The 15,993-nt window shown below is 62.8% G+C and carries 10 protein-coding genes; 7 read left to right on the top strand and 3 right to left on the bottom strand.

Features of this window, described 5'->3' with window-relative positions; genetic code table 11:
* Positions 1-219: 219 nt before the first annotated feature.
* Both ACIPL0_RS27895 and ACIPL0_RS27890 read right to left on the bottom strand, forming a co-directional pair.
* A complete protein-coding gene (locus tag ACIPL0_RS27895; RefSeq protein ID WP_400599460.1) occupies positions 220-1,533 on the bottom strand; it encodes an ATP-binding protein in 1,314 nt (437 codons plus the stop codon).
* Positions 1,530-2,270, bottom strand: a complete 741-nt coding sequence (locus ACIPL0_RS27890; RefSeq protein ID WP_400599458.1) for a response regulator — start codon at positions 2,268-2,270, stop codon at positions 1,530-1,532. Before ACIPL0_RS27890 ends, ACIPL0_RS27895 begins: the two co-directional genes overlap by 4 nt.
* Before the next feature lie 422 nt (positions 2,271-2,692).
* Between ACIPL0_RS27890 and ACIPL0_RS27885 the strand changes: the two genes are divergently transcribed.
* From ACIPL0_RS27885 to ACIPL0_RS27870, 4 genes are all read left to right on the top strand, one after another.
* Entirely contained in the window at positions 2,693-4,642 is a 1,950-nt protein-coding gene (locus tag ACIPL0_RS27885) for a hypothetical protein (protein ID WP_400599457.1), read from the top strand.
* Positions 4,643-6,049: 1,407 nt separating this feature from the next.
* Positions 6,050-7,099, top strand: a complete 1,050-nt coding sequence (locus tag ACIPL0_RS27880; protein ID WP_400599456.1) for a LacI family DNA-binding transcriptional regulator — start codon at positions 6,050-6,052, stop codon at positions 7,097-7,099.
* Between the two features lie 355 nt (positions 7,100-7,454).
* Positions 7,455-8,615 carry a mandelate racemase/muconate lactonizing enzyme family protein gene (locus tag ACIPL0_RS27875; RefSeq protein ID WP_400599455.1) on the top strand — a complete coding sequence of 387 codons (1,161 nt, stop codon included), beginning with the start codon at positions 7,455-7,457 and terminating at the stop codon, positions 8,613-8,615.
* A 181-nt stretch (positions 8,616-8,796) separates the two neighbouring features.
* Positions 8,797-10,062 carry an MFS transporter gene (locus tag ACIPL0_RS27870; protein ID WP_400599608.1) on the top strand — a complete coding sequence of 422 codons (1,266 nt, stop codon included), beginning with the start codon at positions 8,797-8,799 and terminating at the stop codon, positions 10,060-10,062.
* A gap of 192 nt (positions 10,063-10,254) precedes the next feature.
* Here ACIPL0_RS27870 and ACIPL0_RS27865 read toward each other — a convergent pair whose 3' ends face one another.
* Entirely contained in the window at positions 10,255-11,307 is a 1,053-nt protein-coding gene (locus ACIPL0_RS27865; RefSeq protein ID WP_400599454.1) for an AraC family transcriptional regulator, read from the bottom strand.
* 498 nt (positions 11,308-11,805) lie between these two features.
* Between ACIPL0_RS27865 and eat the strand changes: the two genes are divergently transcribed.
* Genes eat through eutC form a run of 3 tightly spaced genes read left to right on the top strand, consistent with a single transcriptional unit; the run spans position 11,806 to position 15,447 of the window.
* Complete coding sequence (gene eat, locus ACIPL0_RS27860) at positions 11,806-13,158, top strand: ethanolamine permease (RefSeq protein WP_400599453.1); 1,353 nt, start codon at positions 11,806-11,808, stop codon at positions 13,156-13,158.
* Positions 13,159-13,192: 34 nt separating this feature from the next.
* Positions 13,193-14,584 (top strand): ethanolamine ammonia-lyase subunit EutB, encoded by a 1,392-nt coding sequence (locus tag ACIPL0_RS27855; protein WP_400599452.1) that lies wholly within the window; start codon positions 13,193-13,195, stop codon positions 14,582-14,584.
* Between the two features lie 41 nt (positions 14,585-14,625).
* On the top strand, positions 14,626-15,447 hold the full coding sequence (gene eutC / locus ACIPL0_RS27850; RefSeq protein ID WP_400599451.1) for an ethanolamine ammonia-lyase subunit EutC: 822 nt from the start codon (positions 14,626-14,628) through the stop codon (positions 15,445-15,447).
* Positions 15,448-15,993: the final 546 nt, after the last annotated feature.

Below are 15,993 nucleotides of genomic sequence, written 5' to 3'. Positions count from 1 at the left end.
CGGTGTGTCAGACCCTGGTGATGTGGCAGGCCCGACCGGTTCGCCAGCAAGCCGGCTCCTACAGCGATCTGGCAGACCATCTAAATCCGGAAGACCACCCAAATCCTGTGGGAGGGAGCTCTGCTCGCGATGACGTCAGGCCAGTCACTGCAGCATTGACTGACCCAGCGCTATCGCGAGCAGGGCTCCTTCCACAAAACGATCGGCGGGGGATGCGGCTTACTTCACACTCGCCGGCAATTTCAGCTCTGCACACAACCCGCCGCCCTCGCGGTTGGACAGGGTCAGTGCGCCGCCCAATGCCATTGCCAGTTGCTGGGAAATCGCCAGCCCCAGGCCGGTGCCGCCGGTGTCGCGGTTTCGCGAGCTTTCCACGCGGTAGAACGGTTTGAGCACTTCCGGCAGCTCCGCCTCGGCAATCCCCGGACCACGGTCCAGCACCTGGATCGACAGGCCCTTGTCGGCATTGGGCTGCACCTTGATCTCCGCCGCGCCAGCAAATTTCAGGGCGTTGTCGGTAAGGTTCACCAGCACCCGGCGCAGGGCGTGCGGGCGGGTGTCGATCACCGAGCCGGTCTTGCCGCACAGCTGCACGGCCTTTTCCATGTCCTGGTAGTCGAACACCAGGCTGTCGAGGAACGAATCCACATCGACCCGCCGCGCCGCTTCGGTCGAGGTGTCCATGCTGCGCGCATAGGCCACGCCTTCCTGCACCAGATGCTGCATCTCGCTGAGGTCGTTCCACAGCTTGTCTTTCTCGATGCCTTCATCCATGAACTCGGCGCGCAGTTTCATTCGCGTGATCGGCGTCTGCAGGTCATGGGAAATCGCCGCGAGCAACTGCATGCGCTCCTTGATATAGGTCGAAATGCGCTGCTGCATGGTGTTGAACGCCACCGCCGCATAGGCCACTTCGGTCGGGCCGGTTTCGTCCAGGCGGATGCCGTCGCCGTTCGGGTCGAGATTGTCCACCGCCTCGGACAGCCGGGTCAGCGGACGGATCGCCGTGCGCACCGCCAGCCAGGTGCAACTCACCAGCAGGATCAATTGACCGATCAGCAACACCGGCAGCCACGGCGACAGCGGGGTGATCGCCGGGCGCACGTCGATGGTCAGCGGCATGCCGTCGTGCAGGGTCAGGTGCGCCTGATAGTGCGGGCGGGTATCGGCGATGTCATTGAAGGTCAGCGTGTAGTCGCTGCCGATGGTGGCCTGCATGGACTTCACGGAGACCGGCGAATGGCTCATGTCCATGGCCGTGCCGGGCTGGCCGGTGCCGACCATGTAACTGTAATTCGGCCGGCTGAGGCGCGACGCCCAGGCCTCGCGCTCATCGGCCGGCAGGCGCTCGAGCACAGCGATGGAGTTGCTCAGGTCCTGTTCGAAGTTGCCCAGCATCAGCGTCATCGCGCTCTGATAGCGTTCGTAGAACTGCAAGCCGAACGACATGCCATGGGCCAGCACCAGACTGATCAGGAAGATCAGCGACAGGCGCGATGCCAGCGTGCGTGGCCAGCCAAAGCTGAATTTCATGCGTCGTCCCCAAGGATTTCCACCGGATAGGTGAAGACATAACCCTCGCTGCGCACGGTCTTGATGTAGGCCGGGTCGCGGGCGTCGTCCTGCAGGCGCTGACGCAGGCGGCTGACCAAGAGATCGATGGAACGGTCGAACAGATCGGCGTCACGGCCCTGGGTCAGGTTCAGTAACTGGTCGCGGCTGAGTACCCGCTGCGGGTGATCGAGGAAGGTGCGCAGCAGGCGGTATTCCGCGCCGCTGAGGGCGACCACGGTGCCTTGGGCGTCGAGCAGATGGCGGGCGGTGGTGTCCAGGCGCCATTTGCCGAAGGCCAGCAGACGGCCGGCTTCGCTGACCACCAGATTCGGCGGCAGCATCCGCGTGCGCCGCAGCACGGCGTTGATCCGCGCCAGCAATTCACGGGCGGCGAAGGGCTTGACCAGATAGTCGTCGGCGCCCATTTCCAGGCCGATGATGCGGTCGGTTTCGTCGCTGCGCGCGGTGAGCATCAGCACCGGGGTGTTCTTGTGCTTGCCCGAACGCAGTTCGCGGCACAGCAACAGGCCGTCGTCCCCGGGCATCATGATGTCCAGCACGATCAGATCGACCTGATTGGATTCCAGGAAGGAGCGCATCTGCCGGCCGTCGGCGACCACCGTTGAGCGCAGGCCATTCTTCTTCAGGTAGTTGCCTACCAGCTCCCGAATTTCCCGATCGTCATCGACAATCAAAATGTGATCAACGTGTTCCATCGACTCGACTCCCCGTTCTGTATGACCTGTGGCGCATCTTAACCAGCTCTGGCGTGCTTGCCTGCCGGCCTTTGTATTGCACTGTATCTGTGCGTCGGACAAATACATGCAGATGCAAAAAGCGGATTTTTTCACTGCGAATGTAGGCCGTGTCGTCGGGATGCGCTATGACACACAGGTATTACATGGCCGGGTAAATCCCGGATACGCGCACGTCCGTATCGCCAAACACATCCTGTGGGAGGGAGCTCTGCTCGCGATAGCGCTGGATCAGTCGACATCGTTGTGTCTGCACGGGCGCTATCGCGAGCAGAGCTCCCTCCCACGGGCCGGCGTCGTTCTACGGACCACATACATCGGCATTTACGTGGTATTTGCCCTATCATCTGCCTCCAATGCGTTCCCCGGATGACTGCCCGCCCATGAGTGACACCGCCCCCTTCGCGCCACCGCCGTCCCTGTTTCTGCCGCTCAGCGAAGACGTGGCCAGGGCGCTGGTGGCGGGTGAATCACCGGATGAGTTTTTCGACCGAGCCAGCCGCGCCGAACTGGCCGCGCTGATGCTGCTGCTCAACCTCAAGTCGCTGGTCGCCCACGCCACCCCGGTGGAAAAACTCGAACGCATGCTCGACGACGTCATGCGTGCCGGTCAGTCGATGGAGGAGGCCGGGGGGCGTCTGGCCGACCTGGTGCGCGCGCGCTTCAATGCCGGGCAACTGGCCGAAGGGCTGACGGCGCTGGAGATGGCCGGCATCGGTCTGCTGGAAGATCACGAAGTCGAAGATCGCCACTATCTCGACGAGGAACGGCAGTGGGATTTCGACTTCGGCCGTCGTCAGCGGGAAAAGCTCGAACCGCTGACCCGCGAGGTGCAATTGCCGTCCGGCGAGCGCGTGCGCCTGAGCGACCAGCAGAGCCGAATTTTCGATGAGTTCCGTGGCTGTCAGGACGAGTCGTTTCACCTGCAGGCCTATGCCGGGGTGGGCAAGACCTTTCTGCTGGCGCAGTTCTTCGAAGTGCTGGACCCGCGCACCACGCTGCTGATGGCGACCTTTCCGGCCCAGGTGGCGGCGTTGCGCGCACGGGTTCGCCAGGCCGGCCCGGACATGCCGCTCAACGCCTGTACCTTCGGCCACATGGCCAACCTGCTGCTCAACCGCGACCTGACCTCCCGTGGCTGGCGCAACACCGACATGCAGCGGACCGGTGCCAGCTCGCTGGTGGATGACGGGCAGATCGCGCAATGGCTGAACCTGCCGGCGGTGGGGCCGTTACACCCAAGACAGGTGGCGTGGATATGCCGCAACACCGTGCACAGCTACTGCCTGTCGCCACTGGCCGAAATCTCCAGCCGTCATCTGCCGTCACTCGGCTACAGCGCCAGCCCCGCCGACATTGCCGTGCTGCTGCAATGCAGCCGGCGTCTGTGGGACGAGACGGTGCGCCCGTCGGCGCCGCATATCCGCCTGCCGATCCGCAACAGCCACCGCATCAAGTTTCTGTCGCTGACGTCCGAGGTCATTCCCGAGGACTACCACCACATCATCATCGATGAAAGCCACGAGCTGACCGCGCCGATGGTGCAGATCCTCGACCGCAGCCCGCAGGCGGTGATCACCCTGGGTGATGACTTCCAGCAGCTCAGCGGCCGTGCGCCGCGCCATGGTGGCTTCATTCGTCAGCGTTTCATGACCCAGTCGATCCGCGCCGGCAAACAGATGGCCGAGGTGCTCGATCCGTTGATCCAGAAGCACCCCAGCGATACCAAGGAAGGTTTTGTCGGCCGAGCGCCGTATCCGACGCGGATCATCGGCCATGGCGTAATGCCGATCCCGGACAAGCCGACGACGATTCTGGTTGCCAACGAGTGGGGCCTGTTCGCCTGGTTCCGTCGCCTGAGCGAGGCAGGCACCGGTTTTCAGTTGCCGGCGCGCACGCTGGAGCACCTGACCCTGTTCGTCAAAGGGGTCGACTTGCTGTACCACGAGGATTTGCGTCCGCAGCATCGCCTGATTTTCCGTTACGCCTATTGGGATGCGCTGGCCAGTGCCATGGGTGGCAGTCACGAATTCAAGGCCATTCACGAATGGCTGGGGCAGGGCAATCGCCTGCAGGATTTTCTCGACACCGTGCAGCGGGTCTGTGTGCCGTCCCGTACCGGCATCGTTCTGGCGCGGGTGGAGGACGTGAAAAACCAGGAGTTCGACGCGGTGCTGCTGTCTCGCGACCTGATGCGCCCACCGCGCGAAGGTTCGTCGCACTCGCTGGCCAGTGTCTGTTCGCTGCTCTACACCGCCAGCTCCCGCGCCCGCCACGAACTGCTGCTGCCGGGCAATATGAGTGACTGGTTGCAGGATATCGGGCGCCCGTAGGACCATGCACGATTCCTGTAGGAGCTGGCTTGCCCTGCGACCGGCGACGGAGTCGTCGTAAAACCTGTACATGCGGTGTGTCATTTTGATTGCTGAGTCTGCTAACGCAGCCCTGTTTCGCCTGGCGGCGAGTTACACGGATAACTGTAGGAGCGTGGCTTGCCCGCGATCGGCGACGAAGTCGTCGTAAATCCTGTACATGCGGTGTGTCTGGCTGACCGCTTTAGCTGCTAACGCAGCTTGGTTTCGCCTGGCGGCGAGTTACTTGGAAAAGCCCTAAGTAACCAAGGGCTTTTTACCCCGCCATACGGCACCTCGCTAATGCTCGGCATACCCTCACTCCGGCGATGCTCCGTGGGCCCGCCGCGAATGGGCCATCCATGGCCCACGCGGCTCTCGCGACATCCTGTCGCTCGGCCCACTGCGCATCGCCTGCGTTTGGCCTTCTGGGACGGGGCCCCAAGATCAAAATCAAAATCTCGCCGAGGCGACCGGCCGGTCGGCCTGGCTCTGGATGTGCGCGCTTTGTCTGACAGAGCGCGATTTTCCGTAGGAGCGGGCTCGCCCGCGATGGCGGTGGCTCAGTCGATACGGTGTTGTCTGCGCTGATGCTTTCGCGAGCAGAGCTCCCTCCCACAGATTTGAGGGTGTCTGATGAGTTTCGGTATGACGCAAGATCTGTAGGAGCTGGCTTGCCCTGCGACCGGCGACGAAGTCGTCGTAAATCCTGTGCATGCGGTGTGTCTGGATGATCGCTGTAGCTGCTAACGCAGCTTGGTTTCGCCTGGCGGCGAGTTACTTGGAAAAGCCCCAAGTAACCAAGGGCTTTTTACCCCGCCATACGGCACCTCGCTAATGCTCGGTGTACCCTCACTCCGGCGACGCTCCGTGGGCCCGCCGCGAATGGGCCATCCATGGCCCACGCGGCTCTCGCGACATCCTGTCGCTCGGCCCACTGCGCATCGCCTGCGTTTGGCCTTCTGGGACGGGGCCCCAGATCAAAATCAAAAGCCAGATCAAAGGCCAGATCAAAAGCCGGCGAAACACACACACATTCCCTGTGGGAGCGGGCTCGCCCGCGAAGGCGTCGTCAAGATCGCCACCGCCGGCAAGCCGGACTGCTACGGGTTTTGGCGGTGTACTGATATCTACCAGACACGCTGAAAACTTGTGGGAGCGAATTCATTCGCGAAAGGTCTTCCGGCCGAAACAGATTCATCGTGTGGAACACCGTATCGCGAATGAATTCGCTCCCACCGTTTTCTCGTGGTGTCCGGCAAATGTCGGCATGCCGTCAAACCCAGCGCATGCAAGAGTGCGCGCCAGCCCTACCTTTGTTAAATTCCCCTTCGGCGTGATGTTCTGCGACATCGTGCCTGTCCCCATGCGTTGAATCCGGAACCCTTCATGCCGAAAAAACCAGGCAGAGCCGCCAGTAGCTCGTTGTCCGAGCCGAAAAAGGCCGCCAGTCTTACTCTGATCGATGTTGCCAAGGTCGCGGGCGTGTCGCCGATGACGGTGTCGCGGGCGTTGCATCGTCCGGATCTGGTCAGCGAGGACACCCGCGAGAAGGTGCGCGAAGCGGTGCGCAAGACCGGTTATGTGCCGAACATGATGGCCGGCAGTCTGGCGAGCAACAAAAGCCGTTTGGTGGCGATCTTTTTGCCGACCATCGCCAACTCGATCTTTGCCGATACGGTGCAGGCGTTGATGGACCGTCTGACCCAGGCCGGTTATCAGACGCTGCTGGGCCTGACCGGCTACGACGCCGAGCAGGAAGAGAAACTGCTGGAAGCAGTGCTGGGCCGACGTCCCGACGGCATCGTGCTGACTGGTACGCTGCACACCGAGTCGAGCCGTACGCGGCTGGCTCAGGCGGGGATTCCAGTGGTCGAGGCGTGGGACTTGAGTGAAGAGCCCATCGACATGCTGGTGGGTTTCTCTCATGAAAAAGTCGGCGAGGAAACCGCCCGCCATCTGCTGAGCAAGGGCTACAAACGCTTTTCCGTGGTGGCCATCGGCGACCCGCGTGGTCTGCGTCGGTGCAATAGCCTGATTGCCGAACTCAAAAATCACGGCATCGAAGACGTACCGATGGAAGTGCTGGCGCCGCCGGCAACGCTGCAAGTGGGCCGGGAGGGGCTGGCCGGTCTGCTTGAGCGCGGGGTGTCCACCGACGTGGTGGTGTGCAGCTCCGACACCGTCGCCCAGGGTGTGCTGGCCGAGGCGGCGAGTCGCGGCCTGCGTGTGCCGGAGGATCTGGCGGTGATGGGCTTTGGCGATCTTTCCAGCGCTGCGCAGGTGCATCCGGCGCTGTCGACCGTGCGCGTCGACGGTAGCCGTATCGGCCTGCAGGTCGCCCAGGCGTTGCTGGACCGTTTTCATGAACACACCTCCAGCGCCACCCCCGTGCGGGTCGACACCGGCTTTACTCTGATCGACCGCGCCAGTACCTGATTCCCTACACTGACCACCTGACCCTGTGGGAGCGGGCTTGCCCGCGAAGAGGTCAGTACATCCGCAATATCTCTACCGGCAAACACGAACCCTGTGGGAGGTCTCTCTCCCACATCTCTCATCTGCCCACTTGCCCAGCCGTATCGGCAAACAAGCCATGAAGTCACCGATCGCTTCTGATCGGAATTTCTCGTCAGCCGACAAACGCAGTCTTGAATGATTGCGCAATCAGTGTAAGATCCGTGGCCATGGTGATCGCTTTTTCAGGTCGATCACCTTTTTTAGTGATTCGAATGATTGCGCAATCATGTGCGCGTCGACGGACTTCAGCAAAACAGATCAGGGGCGCCTGCCAATGCTCGAACAACAACAAAACATCACGTCTTCCGATAACGATCGCATTGCCTGGGTCAAGGTGTCGTCGGTCTTTCTGCCACTGGCCAACCCGATCAGTGACGCCAAGGTGCTGACCGGCCGGCAGAAGCCGATGACCGAAATCGCCATCCTGTTCGCCGAGATCGAAACCGTCGATGGTCATCGCGGTCTGGGTTTCAGCTATTCGAAACGCGCCGGCGGCCCCGGTCAGTTTGCCCACGCCAAGGAAATTGCTCCGGCGTTGATCGGCGAGAACCCCAGCGACATCGCCAAGCTCTGGACCAAGCTGTGCTGGGCCGGTGCCTCGGTAGGCCGCAGCGGTCTGTCGACCCAGGCTATCGGCGCTTTCGACGTGGCACTCTGGGATCTCAAGGCCAAGCGCGCCAACCTGTCACTGGCGCGCTTGCTCGGTTCGCACCGTGATTCGGTGCGCTGCTACAACACTTCCGGCGGCTTCCTGCACACGCCGCTGGATCAACTGCTGCACAACACCGACATGTCGCGGGAGAAAGGCATCGGCGGGATCAAGCTGAAAGTCGGCCAGCCAGACTGCGCCGTCGATCTGCACCGCGTCGCCACCGTGCGCAAGCACCTGGGCGAGAACTTCCCGCTGATGGTTGACGCCAACCAGCAATGGGACCGGCCGACCGCGCAGCGCATGTGCCGTCGCTTCGAAGAATTCAACCTGATCTGGATCGAAGAACCGCTGGATTGCTACGACGCCGAAGGCCACGCCGCGCTGGCCCAGCAGTTCGACACGCCGATCGCCACCGGTGAAATGCTCACCAGCGTTGCCGAGCACGCCGAGTTCATCAACCGCCGTGGCGCCGACTTCCTGATGCCGGATGCGCCACGGGTCGGCGGTATCACGCCGTACCTGAAAGTCGCGGCTATGGCCGAACAAGCCGGGCTGATGCTGGCGCCGCATTTCGCCATGGAATTGCACGTACACCTGGCCGCCGCCTATCCGACCGAACCGTGGGTCGAGCATTTCGAGTGGCTGGAGCCGCTGTTCAACGAGCGTCTGGAAACCCGCGACGGCCGCATGCTGGTGCCGACCCGTCCGGGTCTGGGCCTGTCGCTGAGCGAGCAGGTCAAGCCGTGGACCGCACAAGTGGCGGAGGTCGGCACGCGTCCCTGAGCCGCTCCCCGTTTCACGTACATGACTGCAGGCGCCTCCGCCGGGGGCGCTCTGGCTGGCCGATCTATAAAAACAAGATGAGGGCTTTCATGTGGAACACTCCAACACCGCCAGCGCAGCCGCCCCGGCTGCCGCTTCCGCCACCGCCGTACGCAGCAAGGTGCGCTACGGCATCCTCGCCATGCTGTTCATCGTCACCGCGATCAACGTCGGCGACCGCGCCACGCTGTCCATCACCGGTTCCGCACTGACTGAAGTGCTGGGCATCAACTCGGTGACCCTCGGCTACATGTTTTCCGCGTTCGCCTGGGCCTATGTGCTCGGCCAGTTGCCTGGCGGCTGGCTGCTGGACAAGTTCGGTTCGGTGCGGGTCTACGGCCTGTCGCTGTTTCTCTGGTCCACCATCACCGTGGCGCAGGGCATGATCGGCTTCTTCTCGGTGCCGGTGGCCATCGGCACGCTGTTCGTGTTGCGTTTCCTGCTGGGCCTGATCGAGGCGCCGGTGTACCCGGCCAACAGCCGCATCGTCGCGGCCTGGTTTCCGTTGCAGGAACGCGGTCTGGCGACGGTGATCTTCAACTCGTCGATGTACATGTCAGTGGTGCTGTTGGCGCCGGCCATGGGCTTCGTCGCCCACCGTTACGGCTGGGAGCATGTCTACTGGTTCATGGGCGGGCTTGGCATTGTGGTCAGTCTGGTGTGGTTCAAGCTGGTCAAGCCGCCGACCGAACACCCGCTAGTCAACCGCGCCGAGCTGGAACATTTGCGTGAAGGCGGCGCACAGGTCGACATGGACAAACCCAAGGACAAGGGCAGCTTCGTGCCGCGCTTCTCCGACCTGAAAGTGCTGCTGAAAAGCCCGATGATGTGGTCGATCTACCTGGGCAAATACTGCGACACCTCGCTGCAGTATTTCTTCCTGACCTGGTTCCCGGTGTATCTGGTCAAGGGCCGTGGCCTGAACATCATGGAAGCCGGTGCCATTGCTGCGATCCCCGGCATCTGCGGGCTGCTCGGTGCGTTGTGTGGCGGCGCGGTGTGCGATTACCTGATCCGCAAAGGCTTCTCGCTGTCGCTGGCACGCAAGATCCCGCTGGTCTGCGGCATGACCATGGGCGCGACCCTGGTGTTCTGCAACTTCACCGAGTCGATGTGGGTGGTGACGCTGCTGATGTCGCTGGCGATCTTCGGTAAAGGCGTGGTGGCGGTGGACTGGACCCTGGTGTCGGACACCTCGCCGAAGGAAATCACCGGCATGGCCGGCGGGCTGTTCAACATGTTCGGCAACCTGTCCGGCATCTTCACCCCGATCGTGATCGGCTACATCGTGCAGTCGACCGGCTCGTTCGAGGGCGCGATGTACGTGGTCGCCGGGCATGCGCTGCTGGGAGCGCTGGCGTTCCTGAGCATGGGCAGCCTGCGGCGGCTGGAGTTGCAGCGTCGGTAGCCGTCCGGTTTAGCGCTGAACCTGTAGGAGCTGGCTTGTCCTGCGAGCGGCGACGGAGTCGTCGTAAAACCGGTGCACGCGGTGTGTCAGAACTGCATAGTCGTCAGGGTTTACGACTGCTTCGCAGCCGCTCGCAGGACAAGCCAGCTCCTACAGGTGACGGTGGTGGGAAAACAAGATAGGCAAGGCGGTTCAGGGCTGCGCGCTGCGCCACTGCTTCGGACTCAAGCCGAACCAGCGTTTGAACGCCCGGGAAAACGCGCTGGTTTCCGAGTAGCCGAGCAGGGCGGCGAGTTGGGTGACGCTGAGGTTCTGTTGCTTGAGGTGGGCCATGGCCGATTCCTGACGGATCTGGTCCACCAGTTGCGTGAAGCTCAGGCCCTGATCACGCAGTTTGCGTTGCAGCGCCCATTCCGACAGGCCGAGGTTATGGGCGATTTCTTCCAGCACCGGCTCGCCCAGATGCAGGGTCGTGAGGATGGTCTGCCGCGCGCGATCAAGCAGGGTGGCTTCGTTGCCGTTGTCACCCAGCTGGCGAATGGCGTCCTTGATCAGCATCAGCAGGATCGGGTCGCTGCCGGGCATGGTCTTGCCGATGATGTCGCGCTTGGGCACCAGCAGCGAATTGCAGGCCTGACCGAAGCACACGTCGGCCTTGAAGGCGTCACGGTGTTCATGCCAGTCCTGTGGGCGGGTGTGTTCGAAGGCTACCTGACGCGGCGCCCAGTCGGGGCCCAGCACATGGCGTACCAGATTCAGCGCCATGCCCATGGTCAGCTCGGCGTCCTGGCGGCGTTCGCAGATCGCGCCGTGACGCACCTGATAGTCGAAGCGGTAACACTCGCCCTGATCCACCAGTTCGATCAGCGTGCTGTGCTGATGAAAGGGGAACGCCTGGGAAAAGTTGATCAGCGCGTCTTCCAGCGTCGCCGAGCACAGGCCGATGTAGCCCAGCAGGCCGAGCGCCTGGGGCTGAAACTGCTGGCCGTAACGCAGGCCGAAATTGTCGCAACCGGTCTGCCGCGCCGCTTCCTCCAGCACCTTGCAGTAATTGGGCAGCGGCAGACTGAGGGTCGGGTGCAGCAGTTGCTCGGGGTCGATGCCGGAGCGGCCGAACACCTGATCCAGATCGCCACCGTGCTGCAGGATGAAACCGTCCAGCCCGTTGGCGGCAGCCGACAGCACGCCGCGATTGCTGGCGGCGGTTGAGGTCGGTGCGGCGGCGGAGAGGAAATTCTGCAGCATTGAGCGGTCTTCACGGTCTGTATGAATTTCATTCAAGCAAATGTCGTACCTTGTTACATGTACGCGGTCCGTTGCTTGCCATGCGCGGGCTATTTGCGGGCCATTTGTAGGAGCTGGCTTGCCCTGCGACCGGCGACGAAGTCGTCGTAAAACCGGTGAACGCGGTGTGTCAGGTATGCATAGTCGTCAGGATTCACGACTGCTGCGCAGCCGGTCGCAGGGCAAGCCAGCTCCTACAAAAGGGTTGCGTCTGCTCGGCAACTGCTACCCATCGACCCATAAAACTGTGTCGTAGGGTGGCAGCCGCCGTTCATTTTTGACCCGTAATAAGGCACGCAGCCCAATCCGCGCGCCGCCTTGGCGCACCTCGGCAAAACCGCCGGAAAACTTGACAGCACAGGACAAAACCCGCGTTTTGCGGTCAAGCCTTGGCCGTTGCTCTGTGGCTATTCTGGCTGCCGGACACATTCCGTCGCCTGGCTACCGGGGTAAACACACATGACTGCAACTCAACTCAAACCGACATTGGGAACCCTGCACCTGTGGGGTCTGGCCGTGGGCCTGGTGATTTCCGGCGAGTATTTCGGCTGGAGCTACGGCTGGGGCACCGCCGGCACGCTGGGCTTTCTGGTCACCACGCTGATGGTGGCGGTGATGTACACCTGCTTCATTTTCAGCTTCACCGAACTGACCACCGCGATTCCCCATGCGGGCGGCCCGTTCGCCTACAGCCTGCGTGCCTTCGGCGTCACCGGTGGGATGATTGCCGGCCTCGCCACGCTGATCGAATTCGTCTTCGCGCCACCGGCGATTGCCATGGCCATCGGCGCCTATCTCAACGTGCAGTATCCGTCCCTGGACCCGAGAGTGGCGGCCATCGGCGCCTACATCGTGTTCATGACCCTGAACATCCTCGGTGTCAGCATCGCCGCCACCTTCGAACTGGTGGTCACCGTGCTGGCAGTCGCCGAGTTGCTGGTGTTCATGGGCGTGGTCGCGCCGGGCTTCAGCTTCAGCAACTTCGTGCTGGGCGGCTGGGCCGGCTCCGACACCTTCAGCCTGCCGGCGATCAGCGGGATCTTCGCGGCGATTCCGTTCGCCATCTGGTTCTTCCTCGCCATCGAAGGCGCGGCCATGGCCGCGGAAGAAGCCAAAGACCCGAAACGCACCATTCCGCGTGCCTATGTCGGCGGCATTCTGACCCTGGTCGCGCTGGCCATCGGCGTGATGATCTTCGCTGGCGGCGTGGGTGACTGGCGTGCCCTGTCGAACATCAACGACCCACTGCCGCAGGCGATGAAAGCGGTGGTCGGCAACAACTCGACGTGGATGCACATGCTGGTCTGGATCGGCCTGTTCGGTCTGGTCGCCAGCTTCCACGGCATCATCCTCGGCTACTCGCGGCAGTTTTTCGCCCTGGCCCGCGCCGGCTTCCTGCCGCCGAGCCTGGCCAAGCTGTCGCGCTTCCAGACCCCGCACCGCGCCATCATCGCTGGCGGCGTGATCGGTATCGCCGCGATCCTCAGCGACGGTCTGGTCAACCTGCAGGGCATGACCCTGACCGCCGCGATGATCACCATGTCGGTGTTCGGCGCTATCGTGATGTACATCATCAGCATGCTCAGCCTGTTCAAGCTGCGCCGCAGCGAACCGAACCTGGAACGCACCTTCCGGGCGCCGGGCTACCCGATCGTGCCGGGCATCGCGCTGGTGCTGGCGGTGGTCTGCCTGATCGCCATGGTCTGGTTCAACGCGGTAATCTGCGGCATCTTCATCTGCCTGATGGCGGTGGGGGCGCTGTTCTGCAAAGTGGTACGCGGTCGCGACACGGTTGCGGCTGTCGCCGGCTAATCCGTGAATCTGTATCAGTAGAAGGAAGGGTGTCATGAGCTTTTCCCACAGCATCGGTGGCATGGTCTGGCGCTTCGACAGCCTGCGGGAGCTCATGGCCAAGGCCAGCCCCGCACGCTCCGGCGACTACCTGGCGGAAGTTGCCGCCAGCAGCGATGCCGAACGTGCGGCGGCACAGATGGCCCTGGCCAACGTGCCACTCAAGCGCTTCCTCAACGAAGCGCTGATCCCCTACGAGCAAGACGAAGTCACCCGCCTGATCATGGACAGCCATGATCGCGCGGCCTTTGCCCCGGTCAGCCACCTGACCGTCGGCGGCTTCCGCGACTGGCTGCTCGGCGATGACGCTACCGAAGCCAGCCTGCGGGCGCTGGCGCCGGGGCTGACCCCGGAAATGGCCGCCGCCGTGTCGAAGATCATGCGCGTGCAGGATCTGGTGCTGGTGGCGCAGAAAATCCGCGTGGTCACGCGCTTTCGCAACACCGTCGGCCTGCGCGGGCGCATGTCGACCCGCCTGCAACCCAACCACCCGACGGACGATCCGGCCGGCATCGCCGCCAGCGTCCTCGACGGCCTGCTGTACGGCAACGGCGACGCCATGATCGGCATCAACCCGGCCACCGACAGCATCGGTGCCATCAGCGAACTGCTGAAAATGCTCGACGGCGTCATCCGTCACTATGAGATTCCCACCCAGTCCTGCGTGCTGACCCACGTCACCTCGTCGGTGGCGGCCATTGAAAAGGGTGTGCCGCTGGATCTGGTGTTCCAGTCCATCGCTGGCACCGAAGCGGCCAACAGCAGCTTCGGCATCAGCCTGGAGATTCTGCGCGAAGGTTACGAAGCGGGCTTGAGCCTCAAGCGCGGCACCCTGGGCGACAACCTGATGTACTTCGAAACCGGGCAGGGTAGCGCGCTCTCGGCCAACGCCCATCATGGCGTCGACCAACAGACCTGCGAGGCACGCGCCTATGCGGTAGCCCGGCATTTCAAGCCGTTTCTGGTCAACACCGTGGTCGGTTTCATCGGCCCGGAATACCTGTACAACGGCAAGCAGATCATCCGCGCCGGCCTCGAAGACCACTTCTGCGGCAAGCTGCTGGGCGTGCCGATGGGCTGTGACATCTGCTACACCAACCATGCCGAAGCCGATCAGGACGACATGGATGTGCTGCTGACCCTGCTCGGCACTGCCGGGATCAACTTCATCATGGGCATTCCCGGCTCCGACGACGTGATGCTCAACTACCAGACCACCTCGTTCCACGACGCCTTGTATGCACGCAAGACCCTCGGCCTGCGTCCGGCGCCGGAGTTCGAAGCGTGGCTGACGCGCATGGACATCCTGCGTCAGGATGACGGCGGCGTGCGGCTGGGGCAGGGCGTGCCGCCGCTGTTTCGTCAGGCCCTTGCGCAACTCAAATAGGGCGCAACTCAAGCAAGTCGTCATTGAAATAAGGAGTGGCCATGCGTGATGACCACAGCAAGACCCCGGCCCAGGCCGATGCCTGGCAGCAGTTGCGCTCGCTGACCTCGGCGCGGATTGCTCTGGGCCATGCGGGCACCAGTCTGCCGACTGCAGCGCAGCTGGATTTTCAGTTTGCCCACGCCCAGGCGCGGGATGCCGTGCATCTGCCGTTCGATCACGCCGCCGTGAGCGACAAACTGCAGGCCCGTCAGCGCGAGGTGCTGACCGTGCACAGCTCGGCGGCGGACCGCAACATCTACCTGCAACGGCCTGATCTGGGGCGGCGTCTGTCGGCGGACTCGGCCGGGCAATTGCGCAGTTATGCCGAGCAGCATCCTCAAGGTTTTGATCTGGCGCTGGTGGTGGCCGATGGTTTGTCGTCACTGGCGGTGCAGCGTCACAGCCTGCCGATGCTGGAGCGCATCGACGAATTGGCCGCCGCCGAAGGCTGGAGCCTGGCCCCGGTGGTGCTGGTGGAGCAGGGGCGAGTAGCGGTGGCCGACGAGATCGGCGAACTGCTCAAGGCGCGGATGGTGGTGATCCTCATCGGCGAACGCCCCGGCCTCAGCTCGCCGGACAGCCTCGGTCTGTATTTCACCTGGGCGCCCCGGGTCGGCCTCAACGACGCGGCGCGCAACTGCATTTCCAACGTGCGCCTGGAGGGCATGAGCTACGCCATGGCCGCGCACAAGTTGCTGTACCTGATGCGCGAGGCCTGCCGCCGGCAATTGTCCGGGGTCAACCTGAAAGACGAAGCCCAGGTGCCGGTGCTGGAAGCCGGCGAAGGCGCACGGCCGGGGAATTTTTTGATCGGTGGCTGATGTTTTGGCCTACACGAATCTCGTGATTGATGCCGAACCTGTAGGAGCTGGCTTGTCCTGCGACCGGCGAGGCACTCGTCGTAAAACCTATGCACTCGGTTTATCTGGTCTGACGCTTTAGCTGCTAACGCAGCTTGGTTTCGCCTGACGGCGAGTTACTTGGAAAAGCCCCCCTCTCTGTTTCAAGAGCAGCCAAGGGCTCTTCACCCCGCCATACGGCACCTCGCTAATGCTCGGTGTACCCTCACTCCGGCAATGCTCCGTGGGCACGCCGCGAATGGGCCATCCATGGCCCACGCGGCTCTCGCGACATCCTGTCGCTCGACCCACTGCGCATCGCCTGCGTTCGGCCTTCTGGGACGGGGCCCCAAGATCAAAATCAAAAACCAGATCAAAAGCCGGCGAAACACACACTCCCTGTAGGAGCTGGCTTGCCCTGCGACCGGCGACGTAGTCGTCGTAAAACCTGTGCACTCGGTTTGTCTGGCGGATTGCATGGTCTGCTAACGCAGCCTTGTTTCGCCTGGCGGCGAGTTACTTGGAAAA

Origin of the sequence: Pseudomonas sp. NPDC090208, assembly GCF_044746785.1 — a bacterium.
GTDB lineage: Bacteria > Pseudomonadota > Gammaproteobacteria > Pseudomonadales > Pseudomonadaceae > Aquipseudomonas.
This window is presented reverse-complemented; position numbering and strand designations above follow the sequence as displayed.